Annotated in this window: 24 protein-coding genes; 18 read left to right on the plus strand and 6 right to left on the minus strand. The window is 66.2% G+C overall.

Annotated elements, in window-relative coordinates; all coding sequences use genetic code 11:
* Positions 1–17: 17 nt before the first annotated feature.
* A complete protein-coding gene (locus tag KY496_RS12820) occupies positions 18–428 on the plus strand; it encodes a hypothetical protein (protein WP_219864974.1) in 411 nt (136 codons plus the stop codon).
* On the opposite strand, the gene KY496_RS12825 is transcribed toward KY496_RS12820, so the two are convergent.
* The gene (locus tag KY496_RS12825) at positions 402–1,913 is read right to left on the minus strand and encodes a sigma 54-interacting transcriptional regulator (protein ID WP_219864975.1); all 1,512 of its coding nucleotides are present in this window, start codon (positions 1,911–1,913) and stop codon (positions 402–404) included. The genes KY496_RS12820 and KY496_RS12825 overlap by 27 nt on opposite strands.
* Before the next feature lie 308 nt (positions 1,914–2,221).
* Here KY496_RS12825 and KY496_RS12830 point away from each other — a divergent pair, with 308 nt between their 5' ends.
* Both KY496_RS12830 and KY496_RS12835 read left to right on the plus strand, forming a co-directional pair.
* Positions 2,222–3,583 carry a hypothetical protein gene (locus KY496_RS12830; RefSeq protein ID WP_219864976.1) on the plus strand — a complete coding sequence of 454 codons (1,362 nt, stop codon included), beginning with the start codon at positions 2,222–2,224 and terminating at the stop codon, positions 3,581–3,583.
* Between the two features lie 62 nt (positions 3,584–3,645).
* Positions 3,646–3,873, plus strand: coding sequence for a hypothetical protein (locus KY496_RS12835; RefSeq protein ID WP_184239002.1), 228 nt, complete (start codon positions 3,646–3,648; stop codon positions 3,871–3,873).
* Between the two features lie 114 nt (positions 3,874–3,987).
* Here KY496_RS12835 and fliE read toward each other — a convergent pair whose 3' ends face one another.
* Positions 3,988–4,365, minus strand: a complete 378-nt coding sequence (gene fliE, locus KY496_RS12840; RefSeq protein WP_005665880.1) for a flagellar hook-basal body complex protein FliE — start codon at positions 4,363–4,365, stop codon at positions 3,988–3,990.
* 189 nt (positions 4,366–4,554) lie between these two features.
* Between fliE and fliF the strand changes: the two genes are divergently transcribed.
* From fliF to KY496_RS12910, 14 genes are all read left to right on the plus strand, one after another.
* Positions 4,555–6,255, plus strand: coding sequence for a flagellar basal-body MS-ring/collar protein FliF (fliF, locus tag KY496_RS12845; protein WP_219864977.1), 1,701 nt, complete (start codon positions 4,555–4,557; stop codon positions 6,253–6,255).
* The gene (gene fliG, locus KY496_RS12850; RefSeq protein ID WP_005665878.1) at positions 6,248–7,252 is read left to right on the plus strand and encodes a flagellar motor switch protein FliG; all 1,005 of its coding nucleotides are present in this window, start codon (positions 6,248–6,250) and stop codon (positions 7,250–7,252) included. The genes fliF and fliG overlap by 8 nt, the downstream gene beginning before the upstream one ends.
* Positions 7,252–7,992 (plus strand): flagellar assembly protein FliH, encoded by a 741-nt coding sequence (locus KY496_RS12855; protein ID WP_005665877.1) that lies wholly within the window; start codon positions 7,252–7,254, stop codon positions 7,990–7,992. Before fliG ends, KY496_RS12855 begins: the two co-directional genes overlap by 1 nt.
* Positions 7,992–9,416, plus strand: coding sequence for a flagellar protein export ATPase FliI (gene fliI, locus KY496_RS12860; protein ID WP_184239149.1), 1,425 nt, complete (start codon positions 7,992–7,994; stop codon positions 9,414–9,416). Before KY496_RS12855 ends, fliI begins: the two co-directional genes overlap by 1 nt.
* Positions 9,417–9,452: 36 nt before the next feature.
* Entirely contained in the window at positions 9,453–9,896 is a 444-nt protein-coding gene (gene fliJ / locus KY496_RS12865) for a flagellar export protein FliJ (protein ID WP_219864978.1), read from the plus strand.
* Between the two features lie 7 nt (positions 9,897–9,903).
* The gene (locus tag KY496_RS12870) at positions 9,904–11,178 is read left to right on the plus strand and encodes a flagellar hook-length control protein FliK (protein WP_219864979.1); all 1,275 of its coding nucleotides are present in this window, start codon (positions 9,904–9,906) and stop codon (positions 11,176–11,178) included.
* Positions 11,179–11,377: 199 nt separating this feature from the next.
* Complete coding sequence (gene fliL, locus KY496_RS12875; protein ID WP_219864980.1) at positions 11,378–11,902, plus strand: flagellar basal body-associated protein FliL; 525 nt, start codon at positions 11,378–11,380, stop codon at positions 11,900–11,902.
* Between the two features lie 23 nt (positions 11,903–11,925).
* Positions 11,926–12,909, plus strand: a complete 984-nt coding sequence (gene fliM / locus KY496_RS12880) for a flagellar motor switch protein FliM (RefSeq protein WP_005665871.1) — start codon at positions 11,926–11,928, stop codon at positions 12,907–12,909.
* Between the two features lie 61 nt (positions 12,910–12,970).
* A complete protein-coding gene (gene fliN, locus KY496_RS12885; protein ID WP_005665870.1) occupies positions 12,971–13,414 on the plus strand; it encodes a flagellar motor switch protein FliN in 444 nt (147 codons plus the stop codon).
* An 83-nt stretch (positions 13,415–13,497) separates the two neighbouring features.
* Entirely contained in the window at positions 13,498–14,295 is a 798-nt protein-coding gene (fliO, locus tag KY496_RS12890) for a flagellar biosynthetic protein FliO (RefSeq protein ID WP_229520513.1), read from the plus strand.
* Positions 14,285–15,022: a flagellar type III secretion system pore protein FliP gene (gene fliP / locus KY496_RS12895; RefSeq protein WP_005665868.1), complete on the plus strand. Its 738-nt coding sequence runs from the start codon at positions 14,285–14,287 to the stop codon at positions 15,020–15,022. The genes fliO and fliP overlap by 11 nt, the downstream gene beginning before the upstream one ends.
* Positions 15,023–15,032: 10 nt before the next feature.
* Positions 15,033–15,302, plus strand: coding sequence for a flagellar biosynthesis protein FliQ (fliQ, locus tag KY496_RS12900; RefSeq protein ID WP_005665867.1), 270 nt, complete (start codon positions 15,033–15,035; stop codon positions 15,300–15,302).
* 7 nt (positions 15,303–15,309) lie between these two features.
* Complete coding sequence (gene fliR / locus KY496_RS12905) at positions 15,310–16,155, plus strand: flagellar biosynthetic protein FliR (RefSeq protein ID WP_005665866.1); 846 nt, start codon at positions 15,310–15,312, stop codon at positions 16,153–16,155.
* A gap of 51 nt (positions 16,156–16,206) precedes the next feature.
* Positions 16,207–17,118, plus strand: a complete 912-nt coding sequence (locus KY496_RS12910) for an alpha/beta hydrolase (protein ID WP_219864982.1) — start codon at positions 16,207–16,209, stop codon at positions 17,116–17,118.
* Here KY496_RS12910 and KY496_RS12915 read toward each other — a convergent pair.
* Entirely contained in the window at positions 17,115–18,077 is a 963-nt protein-coding gene (locus tag KY496_RS12915; RefSeq protein ID WP_005665864.1) for a bifunctional helix-turn-helix transcriptional regulator/GNAT family N-acetyltransferase, read from the minus strand. The two genes, KY496_RS12910 and KY496_RS12915, sit on opposite strands and share 4 nt — an antisense overlap.
* Positions 18,078–18,285: 208 nt before the next feature.
* On the opposite strand from KY496_RS12915, the gene KY496_RS12920 reads away from it, so the two are divergent.
* Positions 18,286–20,313 carry an AsmA family protein gene (locus KY496_RS12920; RefSeq protein ID WP_157225466.1) on the plus strand — a complete coding sequence of 676 codons (2,028 nt, stop codon included), beginning with the start codon at positions 18,286–18,288 and terminating at the stop codon, positions 20,311–20,313.
* Here KY496_RS12920 and flgL read toward each other — a convergent pair whose 3' ends face one another.
* The 3 genes from flgL to flgJ form a co-directional block, all read right to left on the minus strand.
* Complete coding sequence (flgL, locus tag KY496_RS12925) at positions 20,314–21,537, minus strand: flagellar hook-associated protein FlgL (protein ID WP_219864983.1); 1,224 nt, start codon at positions 21,535–21,537, stop codon at positions 20,314–20,316.
* A gap of 25 nt (positions 21,538–21,562) precedes the next feature.
* Entirely contained in the window at positions 21,563–23,530 is a 1,968-nt protein-coding gene (gene flgK / locus KY496_RS12930) for a flagellar hook-associated protein FlgK (RefSeq protein WP_219864984.1), read from the minus strand.
* 90 nt (positions 23,531–23,620) lie between these two features.
* A complete protein-coding gene (gene flgJ / locus KY496_RS12935) occupies positions 23,621–24,574 on the minus strand; it encodes a flagellar assembly peptidoglycan hydrolase FlgJ (protein WP_005665860.1) in 954 nt (317 codons plus the stop codon).
* Positions 24,575–24,580 lie beyond the last annotated feature (6 nt).

Genomic DNA, 24,580 nt, shown 5'->3' on the forward strand with positions numbered 1-24,580 from the left:
ACCAGAAAGGCGATACCATGAGCGAAATCAGTCAGCCAGTTCCGACCACCGACCACACCTTCCAGGTCTACTACAGCAAGGCGGACCGCCAGATCCGCTGGAAATTCGATGGCGCCGACGACATCGACACCTGCAAGGTGCACACCAGCGACAGCATCGCCTTCTCCATCCAGCCCGAGGCCGACGACAGCGGCGGCGCCGTGGTGCAATCGGTGTTGCTGTCCGGCTCCCAGTCCGACCAGACCAAGGGCGCGCCGTTCGAGGAAGGCGCGTTGATCGACCTGAGCCAGACGATGAAGCTCAAGGTCGGCACGTCGACCGGGCTGTGGGGATTCAGCATCGCGTTTACCGTGGCCCACGCGGACAGCACCACCTCGTTCTATTTCGTGCCCGATCCGGAGCTACAGGTCGGTTCGATTCGCGCCTGAACGCTCCAGCAGCCCCAGTTTGTTGAGCTGGCGGCGCAGCGGCGCGGCCAGTGTCTTGAGGGCCGCGGCGCAGCGCTCGACGTCGCCCTGCGCCCCCGCCCAGGCACGGCCGATGTCCCGGGCCTCGATGCCCTCGGCGCGCCGGATCAACGGGTGCCGGTCGAGCAGCTTGTACAGGCTGGGGCGGGAGATGCCGAGCGATTCGGCGGTGCTGCGCAGGATCCAGCCGTGGCGCGACAGCGCCGCGACCAGTTCATCGTCGCTCAGCGCGGAGGGCTTGCGGCGCGCCGCGCGCGCCCCCGCGAGCTTGCCGGCATCGGCCGCGGGCGGCTCTTGCACCAGCTGGTCGAAGCGCGGCGTGACGCCGCTCCTGACCATCAGCGCGGCGCGCTGCAGGACGCGCGCCAGCTGGCGCACATTGCCCGGCCAGTCGTAGCACGCCAGTTCGGCCACCAGTGAACACGGCAGGTCCACGCGCCCATCGTCGGCCGGATACAGCTGCCGGATCAGCACGCCGATGTCCTCGCGCCGGCTGCGCAGCGGCGCCAACTGGATGACCACGCCTTCCAGGCGGCGCAGCAAGGCCTGGTTGAAGTGCGAGCCGTCCAGGCGCTGGTCGGTCGCCGCCAGGATGCGCGCGGTCGAGCGCAGTTCTTGCACCGATCCCAGCGGCCGATAGTCGCCGCCCTCCAGCACCCGCAGCAGCATCGGCTGGACGCAGGCGGGGGCGTTGCCGATTTCATCGAGGAACAGGGTCGCCCCGTTGGCTTCGCCGAACAGCCCCTTGCGCTCGCCCTGGGCGCCGGTGTAGGCGCCCTTGACCGCGCCGAACAGTTCAGCCGCGGCCAGCGACTCGTTCAGGGCCGCCATATTGACCGTCACCAGCCTGGCGTCGGCGCGTGCGCCGAGCGCATGAATGGCGCGCGCCACCACTTCCTTGCCGGTCCCGGTTTCCCCCAGCAACAGCACCGGCAGATCGCTGCGGGCCACCATGCGGACCTGGTCGCGCAGCATGACGGCGGCGCTGCCGACGCCGTGCAGGCCGCGCACCTCGTTCGCTTTCGGCAGCACCGTACTCCAGTGCAGGCACAGCAGCACGGTCCGTCCCAGCGCGATTACCTGGCCGCGTTCGAGGTCGGCATGGTCCAGCGCCACGCCGGCGCCGATCTCGCGGCCATTCAATTCGGTGGTCATGCGGCTCAGCGGCGCCTGCAGCGAGACGCCGTCGTCGACGCGCACGATGCGCAGCGGCTCGCGCGAGATGGCGCCATGCCCGAGCGGCAGGCCTGCGGCGCCGGGACGGCTGAACAGCGGCGCGTAGCGGCTCAGTTCCAGCACGCCGCCGGGCGCGCTGGCGATGCACTGCTCGCCGATGCGGGCGGCGTCCGGATGCCAGAGGATGGTCAGGGTCAGCAAACGGCTGGCGGCGCCGTCCGCGTGCATCAACGGCGCGGTCAGCGTACGGGCGTCATTGAGGTCATGCATGCGCGGTCCTCACAGCGGCCATGTCCGGGTCCCTGGCGATGTATATGTCGTGGAAACAGGAAGTCAATTTTACACTCCCTTGACAATGCCGAAAGCGGTAAACCAGCCACATAACGCCCTGTTCGCATGCGCCGCGCATGAAATCGCCTCTTCATGCGCGCGACAGCCTTGCGTACGGCGCTGGCACACCCCTTGCGATAGATGGCCTGCGGACCGCGCTGGCGGCCGCACCGGCCGGCAGCTTGACGCCGGTCCATTCCAACCACTGGGGAACACACGAAGTCCTCGCAACTTTCTGGAGAACGATCATGGCTGTCAATCAAGCAAGCATCATGTGGCAAAAATTCGTCCAGGGACTGAACTCGTCGAGCGCCGGGGCCGGCCTCGACCCGAAAACCTTGATGCCTACCGGCGGGCTCACCAACGCCGACTGGCAGTACATGGACGTGACCGGCCTGCCGGCTGCCGCCGGCACCCCGCCGGTGCCGGGCAGCACCGTGGTAAGCGGGCTGGAGAACTGGGCCAACGTCATGCCGGCATGGTCGCCGTCGTACGCGCCGTCGTCGATGAATTTCTACGACCAGTACAAGGCCTTCCTGTTCGCCATCGCCCTCAAGGGCGGGAATCCGGCCCTGCAGCAGATCGCCGACGGCTATGGGGCCAAGGTCATCGCTGCCCAGAAGGCGCTGTCGACGACGACCACCAATTGCATGACCGCCTGGGTCGCCTTCAACACGGCCCAGTCCAGCCTGCCGCCGTCGGCCCAGTCCACCTATACCCAGTGGTATCAGCAGAACGGCTGGAACCAGGTGATCACCAGTGCCCAGAACGCGGTCTCCGCCCAGGTTACCCTGTACAACCAGGCCCTGGAGCAGGTCGGCGGCCCGGACTACCAGACCATTTCCGCCGCCCAGGCCAAGGTGGTGCTGAGCCCCGCGGCGGGCAACGGCATCGCCGATCCATCCGGCAATCTGCAGCCGGCGTATGTCATCACACCCGGCCTCAACGACTGGTACGTGAGCGCACTCCAGACGCTGGCCAGCAGCGCGCCGCCGCAGATCTCGATGACCATCAAGCTCGACGATTCCAACAGCAGCAACCTGGTGGTCAGCAGCTTCCTGGACGTCTCGGCGTCCGGCACCTACGACGCATTCTTCTGGGGCGGTTCGGCCTCGACCTCGTATTCGCAATCGAGCGACGCCCAGGATTACACGAGCCTGGTCCAGGGCATGACCATGACCTATACCGCGCAGGCTGCCCAGCTGTTTTCGATCGTCCCCGGGGCCTGGTTCGATTCGAGCATCGTGGCCGACTTCTACGACCAGGTTTCGCCGACCTCGGCCCTGGCCAACAAGCAGCTGTTCGGCCCCGATGGCATTCTGAACCTGCGCGCCGGCAAGCTGCTGGTGGTGCTCAAGCCCTCGGTGACCCTGACGTCGGACACCCAGAGCATCCAGGCGCTGTTCTCGAAGATGTCGCAGAACAGCGCGAGCAGCATTTCCATCGGCGGCTTCTGCTGGAGCGCCCAGGCCAATATGTCGCAAGGCGCCAGCAGCTTCAGCCAGGATGTGACGATGTCCGCCGACAAGACCTCGATCACCATCACCGACAACACCAACTCGCCCAAGGTCATCGCCGTGGTGCCGATCACCATGGGTAAAAGCGCCTGAGCACGCCATCGGCCACGGCGCTTCCTTCAACCCCTTCGCTCTTCAGGCATTATGGAGATGACATGCCTCTTTACATGACCCAGAAAACCAGTTCCGGCACCCTGCCGGCAATCACCTACTACCGGCGCCAGACCCAGCCGCACGTGTCGCACGTCGAGAGCGGCGCCTTCACCCAGGCGGCCCAGGTGGCTTATGCGACCACCAACCGGGTGCCCGTCGGGGACGTGGAACTGGGGGCCTACAAGTCCGGCCAGGGCGTTCCCACCGGCGGGAACGTCGAGCAGATCTAGGAAGCAGCACCGCTGGAGGACGCCCGGAGACCTGCTCGCAGAAGTCTCCCGGCGCCTCCGGCACCATGGGACGGTCGGCCATGACTGGCCTGGCTCGACGTCCCGCCGCCGGCATCACACCTGCATGTTCATGATGTCGTGATAGGCCGACACCAGCTTGTTACGCACCTGCACCGTCGCCTGGAAGGCGATGCTCGATTTCTGCATCGCGACCATGGTGTCCGACAGGCTGACCGTGTCGTCGCCCATGGTGAAGCGCCGGCTCAGCGCCTGCGCCTCGGCCGAGCGGTTGCTCACGCCCTGCAGGGAATTGTGCAAGGCTTCCGCGAAGTCGAGCTTGACCGCGGACTTGCCGCCCACCGCGCTGGCATTGCCGAGCCCACCAGGGGCGACCGGTCCCGCCGACTCCGGCTTGGTGGCCGCCGCCTTCAACTGCTCCATCATGGCCTGGATGCGGCTGCTGTCGATGCCGCCGATACCGCCAATACTCATGTTACCCTCCTGCATGTTATTGCCTTGTAGAATCATCTACAAATGCACTCAGGAAAGCAGAATAGCAGCGCGGGCGCCCATTTCACGTACGAGTTAAAGCGGTAAACGCCCCCTATTTCGGGGTTTGAATGTTGCCCCAGGGCTCCATAATGCTGCCTGTCCCCACCCATTCACCTGAATCCATCGAACATGGCAGCAACTGCGGAAGACCTTCTCGACACCACCCAGGGCCAGCCCCCGGCTGCGCCCCCGTCGTTTTTCCAGACGACCATGGGCAAGCGCGTCGCCATCGGCGGCGGCATCGCGCTGATTCTGGCGCTGATGATCGCTGTCTGGATGTGGAGCCAGGCGCCCGAGTATCGCGTGCTGTTCTCCAATTACAGCGACCGCGACGGTGGCGCCATCACCGCCTCGCTCGACCAGATGGGGGTGCAGTACAAGTTTTCCGAAGGCGGCAGCGCGATCCTGGTGCCGGCCGAGCAGATCCACGACCTGCGCCTGAAGCTGGCCGCGCAAGGCCTGCCGAAGGGCGGCAATGTCGGCTTCGAGCTGATGGAAAACCAGAAGCTGGGCGTGTCCCAGTTCCTGGAACAGGTCAATTACCAGCGCTCGCTCGAAGGCGAGCTGGCGCGTTCGATCCAGTCGCTGGGCTCGGTGAGCGCCGCGCGCGTCCACCTGGCGCTGCCGAAGCCGTCCGTGTTCGTGCGCGACCAGCAAAAGCCGACTGCCTCGGTGCTGCTCAACCTGCAGCCGGGCCGCGCCCTGGACCAGGGCCAGGTCAGCGCCATCTCGCACCTGGTCGCGTCCAGCGTGCCTGAACTGACCATCGGCAACGTGACCGTGGTCGACCAGAACGGCACCCTGCTGTCCGAGCAGGCCAACAAGGGCGCGGGCGGCAAGACCCTGGACCCGACCCAGCTGAAATACGTCGACCAGGTCCAGCAGAACATCATCAAGCAGGTCGAATCGATCATCAAGCCACTGGTCGGCGAGGGCAATGTGCGCGCCGAAGCGACCGCCGAGGTGGACTTCGCCCAGGTCGATACCGCGGCCGAGATGTACAAGCCGAACTCGCCGCCCGAGCCGCAGGCCATCCGCAGCCAGCAGACCTCGGAAACCCAAGGCGCCGGCGCCGGCCCGTCGGGCATCCCGGGCGCGCTGTCGAACCAGCCGCCGGGCGTGAACACCGCGCCGATCGACGGCGAGCCGCCGGCCGAAGCGCCTGCCGCGACCGGCCCGAGCACCAAGAATTCAACCACCAACTTCGAAGTCGACAAGACCATCCGCTACGAACAGCGTCCGATGGGCGGCATCAAGCGCCTGACGGTCGGCGTGGTGGTGAACTACCGCCGCATCGTCGACCCGGCCACCGGCAAGGTCACCGTGCGTCCGCTCGCGGCCAACGAAGTGGCCCAGATCAACGAGCTGGTCAAGCAGGCGATGGGTTACAGCCAGGCCCGCGGCGACACCCTGAACGTGACCAACGCACCGTTCGACGGTGTGGACAAGCCGGCCGATCCGGTGGTAGAACCGGACTGGTGGCGTGACCCGGCGAATATGCCGCTGTTCAAGGACCTGGCCCGCTACGCTTTCGTGTTCGCCGTGATCGCCTTCCTGTACTACCGCTTCCTGCGACCGCTGCTGCGTCCGGCGATCAAGAAGTTCGACGAAGCCACCGCCATCCCGGAAGAGCCGAAGGAAGACGAGAAGACCGAAGGCGGGGAAGGCGAAGAGGAAGCCGAAGAAGACGAGGAAGACCTCGAGGAAGAAGAGAAGATTCGCCGGGACATGGGTTACCGCGCCAACCTGAAGTTGGCGAAAGACCTGGCAAACGAAGATCCGCGCATCGTCGCAAACGTCATCAAGGCATGGTTGGGTTCAAATGAGTGATAAAGACAAGGACGGCACGAACAAGGCGGCAATCCTGATGCTGGCCCTGGGTGAAGCCGAAGCGGCCGAGGTGATGAAGTTCCTCGGCCCGCGCGAAGTGCTCAAGCTGGGCGCCGCGATGGCGCAGATGAAGGCGGTGCAGCACGGCCAGGTGGTCACGGTGCTCGAAGAGTTCGTCGAAGAGACCAATCTGCACTCGACCGTCGGCCTCGATTCGGACGAGTACATCCGCCAGGTGCTGACCAAGGCGCTGGGCGACGACAAGGCGGCAGTCTTGCTGAACCGCATTCTCGGCGGCAAGGACGCCTCGGGCATCGAGAGCCTGAAGTGGATGGACTCGGTCTCGGTGGCCGAGCTGATCCGCAACGAGCACCCGCAGATCATCGCCACCATCCTGGTCCACCTCGAACGCGACCAGGCCTGCGAAATTCTGGCAAACTTTACCGAACGACTGCGCAACGACGTCGTGCTGCGCATCGCCACGCTGGACGGCGTGCAGCCGGCCGCCCTGCGCGAGCTGAACGACGTGCTGACCAAGCTGTTGTCGGGTAATGAACACATCAAGAAGTCCTCGCTGGGCGGCGTGCGTACCGCGGCCGAGATCCTGAACTTCATGAGCGGCGAGCAAGAGCAAGCCGTGATGGACAATATCAAGAACTACGACAACGACATGGCGCAGAAGATCATGGACGAGATGTTCGTGTTCGACAACATCATCGACATCGACGACCGCGGCATCCAGTTGCTGTTGCGTGAAGTGCAGTCCGAGATGCTGATCATCGCGCTCAAGGGCGCCTCGCAGGACTTGCGCGAGAAGATCTTCAAGAATATGTCGCAGCGTGCCAGCGAAATGATGCGCGAAGACCTGGAATCGAAGGGTCCGGTGCGCCTGTCCGAAGTAGAATCGCAGCAGAAGCAGATCCTGCAGATCGTGCGCCGCCTGGCGGACGAAGGCCAGATCGTGCTGGGCGGAAAAGGTGAGGATTCGTTCGTCTGATGGCAATACCGAAAGAACAGCAGAGCGCCTACCAGCGCTGGGAAATGGCGTCGTTCGGCGACGATCGTCCCAGCACGCTCGCACGCCGCGCGGCCGAGGCCGCGGCCGCGTCCAGCGCCTCCCCTTCTGCTGACGCCACGCCCGCCCTGCCGCCGGGATTTTCCCTGCCGAGCGTCGAAGAACTGGAAGCGATGCGCGAAGCGGCGCGCCAGGAAGGCTTCGCGCAAGGGCTGGAAGAAGGCCGCGCCCAGGGCCATCACGAGGGCCGCGCACAAGGTTACGCCGAAGGCGCCGAGGCCGGCCAGCGCGAAGCCGCGGCCGAGCTGGCGCAGTTGCGCCAGGTGGCCGCCAGCTTCGGCGACGCCATCGCCCAGGCCGACGAGACCATCGCGCGCGACGTATTGGAACTGGCCCTGCGCCTGGCGCGCGGTATGGTGCGCACCGGTTTCGACGTGCGTCCCGAACTGATCCTGTCGGTGGTGCGCGACGCCATCGACCAGTTGCCCGTGCTGCAACAGCCGGCCGTGCTCACCCTGAACCCGCTGGATGCCGAACTGGTGCGCCATGGCATGGCCGAGGAATTGAGCAAGGGCGGCTGGCGCATCGTCGAGAACGGTTCCATCGCGCGCGGCGGCTGCAAGGTCGAGACCGCTACTAACCAGATCGACGCCCAAGCCGCGGCGCGCTGGAACCGCCTGACCCACGCGCTGGGCGCCAACGTCGAATGGCTGGGCGACTGATGGACGACCACCAGCACCACCAGGAAGGCACTGGCAGCGGCGACCCGCACACCGGGCGCTGGAAATCCTTCCTGCGCGATTGCGACACCCTGGTCAGCTTCGCCGATCCGCTGCAAGTGTCGGGCCGCGTCACGCGCGTGGCCGGGCTGGTGATGGAATGCGTCGGCCTGCGCCTCGCGGTCGGCGCCGCCGCCACGATCCCCACCGCCAGCGGCTTCATCGAGGCCGAAGTGGTCGGCTTCGAGGGCGAACGCCTGTTCCTGATGCCGCAAAGCGATACCGAAGGCGTGGTGCCCGGTTCGCGCGTCTTCCCGGTCGAGAGCGTGCTGCCGCCGCCGGGCACCGTGCCGCACGGGCGCCGGCGTCCGCAAGACCGCGCGCGCCACCTGCCGGTCGGCATGCAGCTGCTGGGCCGCGTGGTCGATGGCGCCGGCCGCCCGCTCGACGGCCTCGGCCCGCTCGGCACGAGCGAGGTGGGACCGCTCAATGCGCGGCCGGTCAATCCGCTCGACCGCGCGCCGATCAAGGACACGCTCGACGTCGGCGTGCGCGCCATCAATGCGATGCTGACCGTGGGCCGTGGCCAGCGCCTGGGCCTGTTCGCGGGCACCGGCGTCGGCAAATCGGTGCTGCTCGGGATGATCGCACGGTATACCGAAGCCGACGTCATCGTGGTCGGACTCATCGGCGAACGTGGCCGCGAGGTCAAGGAATTCATCGACCAGATCCTGGGCCCCGAAGGCCGCGCCCGCTCGGCCGTCGTGGCGGCCCCGGCCGACTCGCCGCCGCTGCTGCGCCTGCAGGGGGCGGCCTACGCCACGGCGATCGCCGAACATTTCCGCGACCAGGGCAAGAACGTGATGCTGATCATGGATTCGCTGACCCGCTACGCGATGGCGCAGCGCGAGATCGCGCTGGCGATCGGCGAGCCGCCGGCCACCAAGGGTTATCCCCCATCGGTGTTCGCCAAGCTGCCGGTGCTGGTGGAACGGGCCGGAAACGGCCTGGAAGGCGGCGGCTCGATCACGGCTTTCTATACCGTGCTGTCCGAGGGCGATGACCAGCAGGATCCGATCGCCGATGCGGCGCGCGGTATTCTCGACGGCCACATCGTGCTCAACCGCCACCTGGCCGAGGCCGGGCATTATCCGGCGATCGACATCGAGCAGTCGATTTCGCGCGCGATGCACTCGATCACGACGCACGAACACCAGCTGGCGGCGCGCAAGCTCAAACAATTGTATTCGCGCTATCAACGCTCGCGCGACCTGATCAATGTCGGCGCCTATGCCGCCGGCAGCGATCCGGTGCTCGACCAGGCCATCGCGAAGCATGGGGCCATCGAAGAATTCCTGTGCCAGGAAATCCACGACAACGCCACGCTTCCCCAGAGCTTGGGGCAACTTTCCTCGCTATTCAACTGATCGGCGAGAATTGTCCAGCGTTAAAATCGCTGCACCATGGCCCAATTATCCGCACTTGAAACACTGATCGACCTGGCGCAGAAGGATTCCGATGCTGCCGCCAAGCGCCTGGGCGCGGCCAACAAACTGGTCGAGGAAGCCGAACAGAAGCTGGAAATGCTGGTCGGCTACCGCGACGAATATGCGCGCAAGCTCGATGCCGCCCAGGTGGCCGGCATCACGCCTTTCGCGTACCACAACTTCGTTGCCTTTATTGGCAAGCTGGACAGTGCCTTGAATGGCCAGCGCGACGTGTTGAAGCATGCCCAATTCAAGGCGGAATCCGAGCGCAAGACTTTGCAGGAAAGCGAACGCAAGCGCTTGTCGTATCGCACGCTGAACGAACGCGCCGCGAGCGAAGCGCTCAAGGTGCAGAACAAGCGCGACCAGAAACTGATGGACGACCACGCGGCGCGTGGCGCCCGCTACAAACAACGCTGAGCGAATCATGACGACGCAGACCACGAATCTCCTGTTCCAGACCACGGGCGCCAATGCCAGCGCGCCACGCAGTGCGAGTCAGGACCGGCTGGCCGACAGCGCACGCAACAATGGCGCCTTCGGCGCCACCCTGTCGCGCGAACTGGCGGCGCGCCAGCAGGCGCCGCAGCCGCAGGCGCCGACCCCGGCTGCCCAGCAGCCGAAGCCGGCCGCGCAGCAGCAATCGAAACCGAATGCCGCCGACAAGCCCACCAACCGCGAGCCGGTGCGCGAACAGGCCAAGTCCGGCGTCAAGCCGGCCAGCCACGAAGGCGAAGCGAAGACCGCGTCCGCCGAGGGCGCGGAAGAATCCGGCGCGGCCGAAGCCGCCGCCGCGGCCACGACGCCGGTCACCGACATGCTGGCCTTCATGGCCAGCCTGACCAGGCCCGCAAGCGCCGACGCCGCTGCCGTGCCGCTCGACGCGGCCGCTGCCGGCGACCTGCAATCGAAGGCGCTGGAAAGCGCGCTGGAGCACATGACCGGCGCGGCCGGCAGCGCGGCCGGTGACGCCGCGGCCGGCGCCGCCGTCACCGACGAGCTCGGCAAAGGCGTCTCGCTGGCCGCCGGCGTGCAGCGTGCCCCGGTCGACCCGAACGCGCCCCAGGTCCAGGCCGGCGCCCTGCCGGAAGGTCAGCAGGATGCCGCCCAGTTCCAGACCCAGCTGCGCGAAAGCCAGCAGCAACTGGCAACGGCGGTCGAGGAAGCCCCGGCCCCGCTGGCCCAGCTGCAGGCCCAGGCCGCCAAGATGGCGGACGCGGTCGGCAACCCGGCCGCCGTGCCGGGCGACCGCATCCCGGCCCGGGTGGGCAGCCAGGCCTGGGACAACCAGGTCAGCCAGCGCATCGTCTACATGGTCGGCAAGGAGCAGGCCGCCACCCTGACCCTGAACCCGCCCGACCTGGGCCCGGTCCAGATCGTGCTCAACGTGAGCAACGACCAGGCCAGCGTGGCCTTCTCGGCCGAGCAGCTGGAAGTGCGCCAGGCCCTGGAAAACGCCCTCCCGCGCCTGCGCGAGATGATGAGCGAGAGCGGCATCGCCCTGAATAACGCGACGGTCGACGCCGGCGCACGCCAGCAGCAACAGGATGACCAACGCCGTGCGTCCGGCGGCACGGGCGCCAATGGCAACCTGGCCGGCGCTGGCGCCGGCAACGAGGGCGAGCCCGCAGTGAACGAAGTCGCGCCACGCACCCGCACCGTGGGCCTGGGCGAGCGCGGAATGGTCGACCTGTTCGCGTAATCCGGCCGGGACGGCGCGCAAGGGGCGGCCCGACGGCCGCCCTTTTCCATTCCGTCATCGCGCGCCTGCAACAATTCCGGATTTACTGCCTCTTCCTCCCTCTTTTCTAGGCTTGCCCGGGTGCATCTTTCCGCGACAATGCCATAATGTTGTACCCATTAACCAGCACTGAAGACCTATTTTGAAAGCGAATCCGAAAATGAAGGCTGATCCGAAAGCGGACGCGGCTGCAGCAGCGGCGCCGGCCGGCTCGAAGAAAAAGCTCATCATCATGATCCTCGCCGCGATCCTCGTGCTTGGCGCGGGCGCCGGCGGCGGCTGGTATTTCAGCCAGTCCTCGGCCGCCCATGGCGAAGAAGAAGCCCCGGCCAAGGAAACCAGGAAGAAGAAAAAGAAAGATCCGGACTCCAAGCCGGAATACGTGCCGATCGAGGCCTTCACCGTCAATCTGCAGCCCGAGAACGGCGAGCAGTATTTGCAGGTACAGTTCACCCTGCAGGTCGACGGCGCCGAACAGGCGACCATGGTAAAAGACAATATGGCGATCGTGCGCAACCGCGTGCTGCTCCTGTTGTCGAGCAAAAAAGCGTCCGAAATCAATACGGTAGAGGGCAAGCAGCAACTGGCGTCCGACATCCAGGCGGCGATCACCGAGCCGTTCGAGAAACATGGCGACGAACAGGAAGTGTCCGACGTATTATTCACTTCGTTCATCATCCAGTAAGCATTCAGTAAACACGAAGAAACATGGCCGATAATTTCCTCTCACAGGAAGAAGTCGATGCCCTCTTAAAAGGGGTCAACGGCGATCAGGACGACATTGCGACGCCTGAAGACACCTCGGGGGTACGCACCTATAACCTGGCAACGCAGGAGCGCATCGTGCGCGGCCGCATGCCGACGCTCGAGATCATCAACGAGCGTTTCGCCAGGTATCTGCGGGTCGGCCTGTTCAACTTCCTGCGCCGCAGCGCCGAGGTCTCGGTCGGCTCGGTGCGGGTCTCCAAGTACAGCGAGTTCATCCGCAACCTGGTGGTCCCGACCAACCTGAACCTGATCCACATGAAGCCGCTGCGCGGCACCGCCCTGATGGTGTTCGATCCGGGCCTGGTGTTCCTGTTGGTGGACAACCTGTTCGGCGGCGACGGGCGCTTCCATACCCGCGTCGAGGGCCGCGACTTTACCCAGACCGAGCAGCGCATCATCATGCGCATCCTCGACATCGTGTTCGAGGCCTACGGCAAGTCGTGGGAGCCGGTGTATCCGATCGAGTTCGAGTACATCCGCTCCGAGATGAACACGCAGTTCGCCAACATCGCGACCCCGAACGAAGTCGTGGTGTCCTGCACCTTCACGGTCGAGCTGGGCTCGGTGTCGGGCCAGATCCACTTCTGCATGCCCTACTCGATGATCGAGCCGATCCGCGACGCGCTGACCTCGAGCATCCAGGGCGAAGCGCTGGAAGTCGACAAGCGCTGGGTGCGCCTGCTGACGCAACAGATCCAGGTCGCCGAGGTCGAGCTGGTCGCGGTGCTGGGCAACGGCAAGGCGAACTTCGACGAGATCCTGAACATGAAGATCGGCGACGTGATCCCGATCGTGGTGCCCGACATGCTGCAAGCCACGGTCGACGGCGTGCCGGTGATGGATTGCAGTTACGGCGTGCACAACGGGCAATATGCGCTGAAGGTCGAGAAGCTGCTCGCCAATAGCGACACCTTCAGCAAGTAATCGATATGATTGGCCAGGCGCAGGGCGCCGGCCGAAGCAAGAAGCAATACAGGAGAACACCATGTCGGACAACCAGGAAGACCAGGACCACATCGACGACGATTGGGGCGCGGCGATCGCCGAGCAGGCCGCGGCAGAAGCCGCGGCGCTCGAGCGCCAGCAACAGCAGCAGGCGACCGCCCCGGCCGCGGCTGCCGCCGTGTTCAAGGATTTCTCGAACAAGGGCGCGCGCAACGAGACGCCGAACGACATCGACTTCATTCTCGACATCCCGGTGCAATTGACGGTGGAACTGGGCCGCACCAAGATCGCCATCAAGAACCTGCTGCAACTGGCGCAGGGCTCGGTGGTCGAGCTGGACGGCCTGGCCGGCGAGCCGATGGACGTGCTGGTCAACGGCTGCCTGATCGCCCAGGGCGAGGTGGTGGTCGTGAATGACAAGTTCGGGATCCGACTCACTGATATCATCACGCCATCTGAACGGATTCGCAAACTGAATAAATGACCCTGCCGCGCGCCCCTGCCTCTGATCACTTCCCTGCCGTGGGGTGGACGGCTTTGCCGTCCACGCGTTCAACGAACGTCTTCTTGCCACACAAGGGGCTGTGCGTGCGCTGGCTGGACGCGTGGGCGGCGAAGCCGCCCACCCTACGAGCCTTCACCGCCTCGTTATTGCTCGCCCCCTGCCTGGCCTTCGCCCAGCAAACCACCGACACCACCTCGAAGCCGGCGACGCCGGCCAGCATGGCCGGCACCTCGACCGCGCCGGCCCCGGCCGCCCACGAGGACGCCGAAACCCCGCGCCGTCCCGGCGAAACTACCACCGGCCGTCCACCTGCGCCGGCCGTGCCGGCCCCGGCGACCACGCCCACCGCGACAGCCCCGCCGACCGCCCCGCTGCCGGGCGATGCCGCCGCGACCACCGATACCACCCCGCCGGTCGCCACTGCGCCCGTGTCGCCCACGTCCCCCGCGCCGCTGAGCGAAGCCCCGCGTGTGTCGATGCCCGCCCCGATGCCCACCTCGTCCACCGCCAGCCCCGGCGCGGGCGGCCTGCTCAAGACCATCATGGCCTTGACGCTGGTGCTCGGCCTGCTGGCCGGCCTGGCCTGGATGATGAAACGCTTCGGTCCCAGGATGGGCGGCGGCAGCGCCAACCTGCGCGTGGTCGGCGCCCTGAACCTGGGCGGTCGCGAACGCATCATGGTGGTCGAAGTCGGCGACCAGTGGATCGTGGTCGGCGCCGCGCCGGGCCGCGTCAACGCCCTGCATACCATGCCGCGCCAGGAAGGCGAACTGGCCCCGACCGCCGCCCACGGCGCACTCCCGGCCACTCACTTCTCGGACTGGCTCAAGAAGACGATCGACAAACGCAATGCGAGCTAAACACCTTTTGTTGGCCGGCGCACTGGCCCTGCCGCTGATCGCGGCGGCCCAGCCCGGCATCCCGGCATTCCAGAGCAGCCCGGCGCCGGGCGGCGGCACGTCGTACTCGCTGCCGGTCCAGACCCTGCTGCTGCTGACCTCACTCACCTTCCTGCCGGCCGCGCTGCTGATGATGACGGCGTTCACCCGCATCATCATCGTGCTGTCGCTGCTGCGCCAGGCGCTGGGCACCCAGACCGCGCCGCCGAACCAGGTGATGGTGGGGCTGGCGCTGTTCCTGACCTTCTTCGTGATGGGACCGACGTTCGACCGCATCTACAGCGAGGCCTATCTGCCGCTGCAGCGCAACGAGATCCAGATGACCGATGCCATGAACCGCGGTGCGGTGCCGCTCAAGGAGTTCATGGTCAAGCAGACGCGCCAGTCCGACCTGGCGCTGTTCGTCAAGATCTCGCGTTCCGAAGCGCTGCAGGGGCCCGAAGACATTCCGCTGCGGGTCCTGATTCCGGCCTTCGTCACCAGCGAACTGAAGACGGCGTTCCAGATCGGCTTCGCGATCTTCATCCCCTTCCTGATCATCGACATGGTGGTGGCGTCGGTGCTGATGGCGATGGGCATGATGATGATGTCGCCCGCCGTCATCGCCCTGCCGTTCAAGCTGATGCTGTTCGTGCTGGTCGACGGCTGGCAGTTACTGCTGGGCTCGCTGTCCCAGAGTTTCTACTGAGGAGGCGGCCATGACACCCGAAAGCGTGATGACGATGGGCCGCACGGCCATGGAAGTGACGCTGATGATCTCGGCCCCGCTGCTGCTGGTGGCGCTGATCATCGGCCTGATCATCAGCATCTTCCAGGCCGCGACCCAGATCAACGAAGCGACCCTGTCCTTCATCCCGAAGCTGGTCGGCGTATTCGTCGCCCTGGTGGTGGCCGGGCCGTGGATGCTGTCGGTGATGCTCGACTACATGCGCCAGGTGTTCACCGGGATTCCGGGCTTGATCGGGTAAGGCCCGCGTGCTGACGCTGACCTCGGTCGAGATCAACGCCTGGATCGCCGCCCTGCTGTGGCCGCTGTCGCGCATCCTGGGGCTGATCGCCGCCGCGCCGCTGTTCGGCAACGCCGGCGTACCGCTGCGCGTCAAGGTCCTGCTCGGCGTGTTCCTGGCGCTGGTGATCGCGCCGCTGGTGCCGGCGGTGCCGGCAGCCGATCCCACGTCATGGGCGGGCCTGCTCATCCTGGTCAAGGAAATGATCATCGGGCTGGCGATGGGCTTCGCCATGCGCCTCGTGTTCGCCGCCGTCGAGTACGCTGGCGAGGTGGCCAGCCAGACCATGGGCCTGGGCTTCGCCATGTTCTTCGATCCCAGCACGCGCGGACGTTCGTCGGCCATCAGCCAGTTCATGGCCCTGGTCGCGACCATGGCCTTCCTGGCCGTGAACGGCCACCTGGTGCTGCTCGAGGCGCTGGCCGAAAGCTTCGTCACCATGCCGATCACCGAGACGCCGTTTTCGTCCAACGCGGCGCTGGAACTGGCGCGCTGGGGCGGACGCATCTTCTCGGCCGGCCTGCAGATCGCGATGCCGATCATCGCCGCCCTCCTGATCACGCAGGTCGCCCTCGGCATCCTGACGCGCGCCGCACCGCAGCTGAACATCTTCGGCATCGGTTTCCCGATCACGCTGGGCGTGGGCTTCCTGACCCTGAGCCTGGCCCTGCCCTACCTCAGCGCGCCGATCGTCAACCTGTTCAACCAGGGCATCGAAACCACCCGGTCGCTGCCGCGCGCCGGCAATCCACAGCCGGGAGCGGCGGGAGCGGCCCCGGCGCAACCGGCGCCGGTGGTGCCGGCGCCTGGCTGATCACAGGAAACAAGGTTAGAATGAGAATAATTCTCATTCATCTTGTTGCATATGCCCGATTCCCTGCTTCGCCGCCGCCTGCTCGGCGCCGCCGCCGTTACCACCCTGGCCGGCCTCGCCGCGCCGCTGGCGCGCGCCGCCGAAGGGTGGCAGACCGCCACCCTGCCGCTGGCCCGGCAACATGACCTGACATCCGCCATCACCGGCCAGCACTACCGCATCTTCGTCGCCGTGCCGCCCGGCGCGGCGCCCGCCGCGGGGCATCCGGTGCTGTATGCGCTGGACGGCAACGCCACCTTCCCGACCCTGACGCTCATGGCGCGCAGCGCCGGCGTGCGCAGCCGCGTCACCGGCCAGACGCCACCGGTAATCGTCGGCATCGGCTATGCCGGCGACCAGCCCTACAGCAGCGCGCGCGGCCGCGATTACACGCCGCCGACCGGCAAGGCGGGACCGGCGACCGAAGGCGGCGCCGACCTGTTCCTCGACTTCATCGAGAAAGAACTGAAACCGCTGGTGGCGACGCTGGCGCCGCTCGACCCGGCGCGCCAGGCGCTGTACGGGCATTCGTACGGCGGCCTGTGCACGCTGCACGCGCTGCTCACCCGCCCCGCGATGTTCCAGACCTATCTCGCGGCCAGCCCGTCGATCTGGTATGGCGAACGCGCGGTGCTGGCGGGCATGGAGGGATTCGCCAAACGCCTTGCTTCCCTGCCGGCGAAACCCTCCCTGATGCTGGCCGTGGGCGAGCTGGAACAGCCGGCGGCGAACGGCGCCGCGCTGGAAGGCCGCCAGGCGATCGCGGCCAGGCGGCGCATGGTCGACGAGGCGCGCGAGCTCGCCGAGCGGCTGCAGGCGGACCAGACGCTGGCACGGGTCCGGTTCCACCTGCTGGCGCATGAAAACCATGGCTCGGCGATGTTCCCGGCCATGGCGCGCGGGCTGGAGTTTTTCCTCGCTTAGCGCGCCGGCGCGCGGTAGCGCATCGCCACGTCGCAGCGCGCATAACGCGCGCCGTAGTCCGCCATGATGCCGGCGTCGTGTTCAAAACCCAGCTTCTCGTACAGGTGGATGGCGGCGGCGCACCGGGCGTTGCTGAGCAGGTAGAGCGGTTCGGCCCCGAGCCCCATGGCGCGGGCGATCATCGCCTCGAGCAGGAATTCGCCGGCCTTCAGGCCGCGCGCGCTTTCGCGCACGCCCATCTTGGTCAGCTCGAAACTGCGCGCGCCGGTCTTTTGCAGCGCGCAGGTGCCGACGATGCCCAGTCCGCGCGCTTCCACGAACAGGATCGCGCCGCCCGGGTCGACGATCTTCGCGCGCGGATTTTCCAGCACCTCGCGGTCGGTCGCCTCGAGCTTGAACATGGCGTTGATCCATTCGGCGTTGATGTCGTGGAAGTGACTTGCCAGCTCGTCGCTGAACTCGTGGATCGTGAGAAGTTGCGGCGTCGAGCGCGCGGCCAGCGCATCGATGGAATGCTCCGCCAGCGCCGCCTCGATGGCGGCGATCTGCTCCATGAACTCTTCAGGCCGGCCGCCGAACAAGGTCTTGACCGCCTCGCCGATCTGCGGCCACACATACAGCTTGGCGCGCGCCAGCACGGCATTGCCCTCGGAAGTCAGCGAAATGGTGCGCTGGCGCCCATCGCCGTCCCTGTCCTGTTGCGACTCGACCAGGCCCAGGTCGGCCAACTGGCCGATGCCGCGCGTGATGCCGGGCTGGCTGACGCCGACCACCTGGACCAGTTGCCCGATGGTCAGCGCCTGGCCGTCGAGCGCGGCCAGCAGCGGCATGTGGGCCGGCTGCACCGGCAAGCCCGCATCCGATGCGACCCTGGCGGCCCCCGCCTGCATCCGTTCGCCCAGGCGCTTCAGGCGGCTGCCCAGGAAGGTCGGGCCCAGCTCTTTCAATAAATCCGACATCGGCAATCTCCATAACGCGATATATAACAGTGTATATTCATGCCAACCAGATCGTCAACGCTTCTCCCCCTTCGATGCCGCATGCCTGAAACGCCACCTTTTGGCCCGTAATGCTACTTAGCCAACAAACAAAAGCGCACGGCAGGGGTAGCCTGAACATCCTAGGGCGTAGCGCCTCCACCAAGCCATGCATGTGGCCGCTATCGACATGAAAACATCTAGACCTCTCAAGATCGTCGGTTGGATCCTGCTTGGAATCACGGTCATCGTGATCCTCTTCTTCCTGCTGTTCGACTGGAATATGCTGCGGCCGTATATCAACCGCAAGGTATCGGAAACCACGGGCCGTGAATTCGCGATCCGGGGCGACCTGGACGTCAAGTTCCAGCGCGGACTGGACAGCGAACGCGGCTGGCGACGCTACGTGCCGCGCCCGTACATCAGCGCCAACGACGTCACCATGAGCAACCCGACCTGGAGCACGGTCGGCCCGCAAATGGCCGGGGCGCAGCGCGTCGAGGTGGGCCTGCACGTGCTGCCGCTGCTGCGCAAGGACGTCGTCATCACCGACCTGCGCCTGGCGGCCCCCGACATCGCCGTGCAGCGGCTCGAGGATGGCCGCAACTCCTGGACCTTCAAGGACAACGGCCCGTCACAGTGGAATGTCGACATCCAGCGCCTGTCCTTCAACAGCGGCAAGCTGCGCTATGCGGACGAGCCGCTCCGCATCGACCTGCGCGCGGACGCGCGCACGATCGACGGCCAGCAACCCGCGCCGGCCGCGGGCGTGCCGCCGTACGGCCTGGCCTTCACCCTGTCGGGCACCTACAACAAGGCGAAGATCACGGGCGGCGGCAAGGCCGGCGCGGTGCTGTCGCTGACCGGCGAAGACATCACCTTCCCGATCGAGGCCGAGGCCAGCGCCGGCCAGAACAAGCTCGGCCTGCGCGGCGTAGTCCGCGATCCGCGCTCGCCGTCCGGCTTCGCCCTCAAGATGGAGCTGGCCGGCGCCAGCATGGCCGACCTGTACGGCCTGACCGGCGTGCTGCTGCCGGAAACCCCGCCCTACTCGACCCGCGGCGAACTGCTGGGCAAGAAGGACGGCGACTTCTGGAGCTTCACGTATAAAGACTTCACCGGCAAGGTCGGCGCCAGCGACCTCGCCGGCACCCTGACCTATGCCCAGCGCAAGCCGCGCCCGTTCCTGAGCGGCGCCCTGACCTCCAAGCAACTGCGCCTGGCCGACCTGGGGCCGACCGTCGGCGCCGACACCGGCGCCGGCACCAAGGAAGCGGGCCGCATCAAGGCGCCGCCGCCCGGCAAGGCCTTGCCGGTGGAAGGGTTCAATACCGAGAAGTGGGGAGCGCTGGATGCCGACGTCAAATTCTCCGGCAAGCGCATCGTGCGCACCCATGACATTCCGCTGGAAGACCTCGAGACCACCATCCGCATGAAGAACAAGGTGCTCACCCTCACCCCGCTCAGCTTCGGCATGGCGGGCGGGCGCATCACCTCCAACATCCGCCTCGACGGTAGCGGCAAGACGCTGGACGCCGGGGCCCGCCTGGCGGCGCGCGGCCTCAAGATCCGCGAATTGTTCCCCAAGCTGCAGTCGATGCAGGCCAGCTTCGGCGAGGTCAATGGCGACGGCGTGCTGGCCGGCAAGGGCAATACGGTGGCGGCCATGCTGGGCACCTCGCACGGCGAAATCAATGCCGTCGTCACCGAGGGCACGGTCAGCCAGTTCATGCTCGAACTGGCCGGCCTGAACGTGGCCAACGCCATCTTCGTCAAGATCTTCGGCGACAAGCAGATGATGCTCAATTGCGTGGCGGCCCAGACCACGGTGCGCAATGGCCGCGCCAACATCGACCGCTTCGTGCTCGACAGCGAGGATGCGGTGGTGAACATGTCGGGTTACGTCGACCTGGCCAGCGAACGCCTGGACCTGGACGTGCGGCCGAAAACCAAGGGCGCGCGCGTGCTGTCGCTGCGCACGCCGCTGTATGCGCGCGGCACCTTCACCGAGCCGAAGGTCGGACCGCAGGCGGGTCCGCTGGCGCTGAAGGCCGGCGCGGCCGTGGCGCTGGCCACCGTGAATCCGCTGGCCGCCCTGCTGCCGCTGATTAACGTCGACAAGGCGCCGGACACCAATTGCGGCGCCGAGATCAGGGAGGCGACCAAGCCGCCGAAAGTGAATGCGAAGACGCCGCCGAAGCCGGTGGCGGCGCGCTGATCAGATGACGTTGAACAGCGACAGCCCCGACATCGTCTTGAACGACATCTGCGCCGCCTGCAGGGTCAGCTGTTGCTGGGAAAAGTCCGAGATGGCCTTGACCGTGTCCAGCCCCTGCAGGTCGTCCAGCGTGGTCGCATACTGGATGTCGAGGTCGGAACCGGCGCTGTCCAGGTAGTCGAGTTCGTTCATGTGGGCGCCGACCGAGGCCTGCACGGTCAGCACGTTGTCGTGGGCGTTCTTGAGGTTGTCGAGCGCCGAGTTGAGCTGGTTGGTCAGCGCCGCCTTGCCTGCCGCGCCGTCGCCCGGCATGCGCAGCGTCTTGATCAGGTCGGTCACGGTGGTGAACACCGACTGCTTCTGGCTCGGCTCGACGCTGAACTTGTCGCCGGCTGCCGGCACGCCCTTGATGTCCATCGCCATGCCGCCGAAGGCGATCTGCTGGCCTTCCTTGTAGGGAACGCCTTCCTGGAGGGGCTCGTCGCTGCTCGGATCGGTCCGGTACACCGAGTAGGTGGTCACCGGCGGCGTGTCCGCGCTCACGTCGAACACGATCTCGTACTTGCTGCCGTCCAGTCCCTTGCGGTCGACCACCGAACCCGACGAGATGATGGCGGCGCCGGTATTGTCGGTATCGGCCTTGGTCTGGAACGTGCCGTTGCCGGTCGGGATCGACTCGAACACGGCGCTGCCCGAAGCCGACAGCGGGACCTTGCGCGACTCGCTCACCTGCAGCTGGCGCACGCCCGAGTCGCCCTGGTAGGCGGCGCCGGTCGGCGTCGCCGTGAACGGCTGGGTGGTGGTCTTGAAGCCTGAGAACAGGTAGCCGCCGGCGCCGTCGGCGGTATTGGCCACGCCCAGCAGGTCGGCCAGGCGGCCCTCGAGTTCGGTGGCCAGCTTCTCGCGGTCGCTCTGCAGCATGGCGCCATTGCCGCCATCCACCGTCAGCCGCTGCATTTCCTGCAGCAGGTCGCCGGCGTTCTGCAGCGCCGATTCCACGAAGCCCATCGACGATTTGGCGCTGCTGCGGTTGGTGGCGAACTGGGCGTTGACGTTCTGCGATTGAGTCACCTCCAGCGCGCGCGCCGACGCCACTGGATCGTCGGCCGGGGTCAACAGGCGGCGGTCGGTCGACAGCTGCATCTGCGTGCGCGCCAGCGCCGACTGCAGGTTGTTGAGCTGGTTGGTCGAAGTGTTGTACAGGTTCAGGGTACTGATGCGCATGATGGTCTTTGCTCGGGGTCAGGCGTTAGCGGCCGATCGACAGCAGCGAATCGAAGATCGTGCCGGCGATCTGCATCACCTTGCTGGCCGCCTGGTAGGCCTGCTGGTACTTGATCAGGTTGGTGGCTTCCTCGTCCAGGTTGACGCCGGCGACGTCGGCCTGGGCGCCCTGCGCCTGCGCCAGCAGGGCATTGCTGGCCGAGGCATTGATCTGGACTTCGCGCGTCTTGTTGCCGACTTCGCTCACCATCTGGGCGTACGACGACTGGATGGTCGCGGTGCCGCCGTTGAAGATGTTCTTGGTCTGCAGCTCGCCCAGCGCCGCGATGTTGCGGGTGTCGCCGACGCCGCTGCTGTTGTCGGCAATCTCGAACTTGTCCCCGCCGCCCGGGGCGCCGGTCATGGTCACGGTGATGCCGCCGAAGCTGTAGGTGGCGCCATTTTCGAACTGGACGTCGCCCTCGATCAGCGTCTTCTCGCCCTTGTCGTCCACCCTGTAGACAGGCTCGCCATCGGGAAAACCCGTCAGCGTGCCGGGCTCGTCGCCGGCGCCAGCATTGAACGTGAGCGTGATCGGCAGCGTGGGCGGCGTGTCCAGGAATTCTTTTTCGACCTTGACTTCGCTGATCTTGCCGCTGCCGGTGTTGGTCAAGGGTTCCTTGCTCAGGACCGGAGCCGCGGCCGCGATCTGCGACACGTCGGTGGCCAGCACCTTGAAGTCGGAAGCGCCGTTGATGGTCGGGCGCACCAGGAAGGTGTCGCCCTCGCGCGCGCTCTTCGAGAAGCTCATCTCCACGCCGCCGACCTCGAAGGTGGCGTTGCCGTCGGCATCGGGCTCGACCGACCCGACCGAGGTGCGGTCCGGCAGGCTGACCACGTGGTAGCGGCCTTCGGAGAACTTGACCTCGTAGTCGTTGTCGGTCAGCTTGGACGGATCGACGACCTTGGCCGTCAGTTCCGACGTGCTCAGCCGCGAGCTGTTGACGCTCTTGCCGACGTAGGCCGGCGCTTCGTTGAAGAAGGCCTTGCCCGGCTCGCCGTTCTGGTCCAGGCCCAGCTCGTGCTGGCGGTTGAACTCGAAGGCCAGGCCGATCGCGATCTTGCCGAGCTGGCTCTGGGCCTTGTCCAGCGTGTTGCTGCGGAAATCGAGTACGCCGCCCAGCTTGCCGCCCGGCAGCGCGCCGTCGGGCAGCACCGACACCTTGTCGCCGACCTGATAGCCCACTTCCAGGCGCGTCAGGTCGGTCGGCGACTGCATCGTCGCCAGCTGGAAGGAATCCTGGCCCACCACCAGCGGCTGGCCATTGCCGATCGAAACCGTCAGGCTGTTGTTATCGCCCGGCAGCACGGAGGCCTTGACGTATTTGTTCAGTTCGAGCACCAGCTGGTCGCGCTGGTCCAGCAAGTCGTTCGGCGGACGCTGGGGCGACGAGGCATAGTTGCCGATCTGCTCGTTGAGCTTGGCGATCTGCTGGGCGTAGGTGTTGATCGCGGTGACGCTCGACTCGATCTCGGAATTGACGCCCTCGCGGATCTCGCCCAGGCGCGCATCCAGGCCGTTCAGGCGCGTGGCCAGCGATTCGGCGTTCGACAGCATGGCCTGGCGCGACGGCACCGAGGCGCGGTTTGCGGCCATGTCCTGCACGCCCTTGAAGAATCCCTGCATCGCCGGGGTCAGGCCCGACGTGGTGTCGGCCAGCAGGTTGTCGATCTGCTTGATCTGCGAATAATACGATTCCAGGCCGCTGCTGCTGGCCTGGGCGTTGCGCACCTGCGTGTTCAAAAAGTCGTCGCTGTAGCGCTTGATCTGCGCGATCTGGGTGCCGGTGCCCATGAAGCCGACGCCGGTGTTCAGGGCGGCCGAGGTGGCCTGCACCACCACCTGGCGGCTGTAGCCGGCCACGTTGGCGTTGGTGATGTTGTGGCCGGTGGTGGACAGGGCCGCCTGGGCTGCGTACAGGCCGGTCTTACCGATGGCGAGAAGGCTACTCATGACTTTTTTCTCTCTTTAACAAGTCCGTCTACGGCAGCTTTTGGAAAAACTTGACGGTCATTTGTAACGACATTTTTCTGGGCCAGCGCTTCAGGCCAGCGAGTTCTTGATCAACCGGGTCAGCTTGGCCGCGTAATTCGGGTCGGTCGCATAGCCGGCGCGCTGCAGGCCCTTGGCGAAGGCTTCGGCGTCGCCGCCGCTGGCGATGACTTTTTCGTAACGCGGATTGTTGGCGATCAGCCTGGCGTAGTCGCGGAACGAATCGGCGGGCGAATCGTAGGCGCGGAATTTCTCCACTTTCGTCTGCGGCTTGCCGTTCACGTACTCGGTCGTCACGGCGGTGGCGACCTTGCCCTTCCAGCTCGGACCGGCCTTGATGCCGAACAGGTTGTTGCTGCTGGTGCCGTCGGCATTCTTGATCATGCGCTTGCCCCAGCCCGTCTCGAGCGCGGCCTGGCCCAGCATGAACTTGGCCGGGATGCCGGTGCTCTGCTCGGCCGCGTGGGCGTGCTCGTGCAGCTTTTCCTGGAAGGCGCGCACGTGCGGCGCCTGGGTGCGGCCATTCTCGAGCGTGGCCGGCAGCGCCGGCGCCTTGCCGGCGCCTTCCGTGCCGGCGCTGTTCTGGTACATGGCGGCGCCATTCATCGCGCCCGGCAGGCCGCGCGTGCCCATGCCGGTGCTTGCGCCGGCGCTCACGCCGTCGGCGCCGATCGCCAGCGCCTGCTGGCCCATCTGCTGCGAGCTCAGCTGGCGCACCAGCACGTCGGCCAGGCCGACGCCGCGCTTGGCCAGGTTCTGGCTCATCTGCTGGTCGAGCATGGTGGTGAAGGTCTTGGTCTGCTGGTTGTCCATCAGACCTTCCTGCGGCGTGGCGTCGCGCATGCTCTTCATCATCATATTGATGAACATCGCCTCGAACTGGGTCGCCGCTTCCTTGAGGGCGGCCGGCGAGCCGTCCTTCGCGCTCTGCCGCAAGCCGTTGAGGCTGTTGGTGTCGAGCGCGAGCTTGGCGGTCTGGTCGTTGGAGAGGCGCGAGGCGATCATGCGTGG

The sequence above is a fragment of the Massilia sp. NP310 genome, from assembly GCF_019443485.1.
GTDB lineage: Bacteria > Pseudomonadota > Gammaproteobacteria > Burkholderiales > Burkholderiaceae_D > Telluria > Telluria timonae.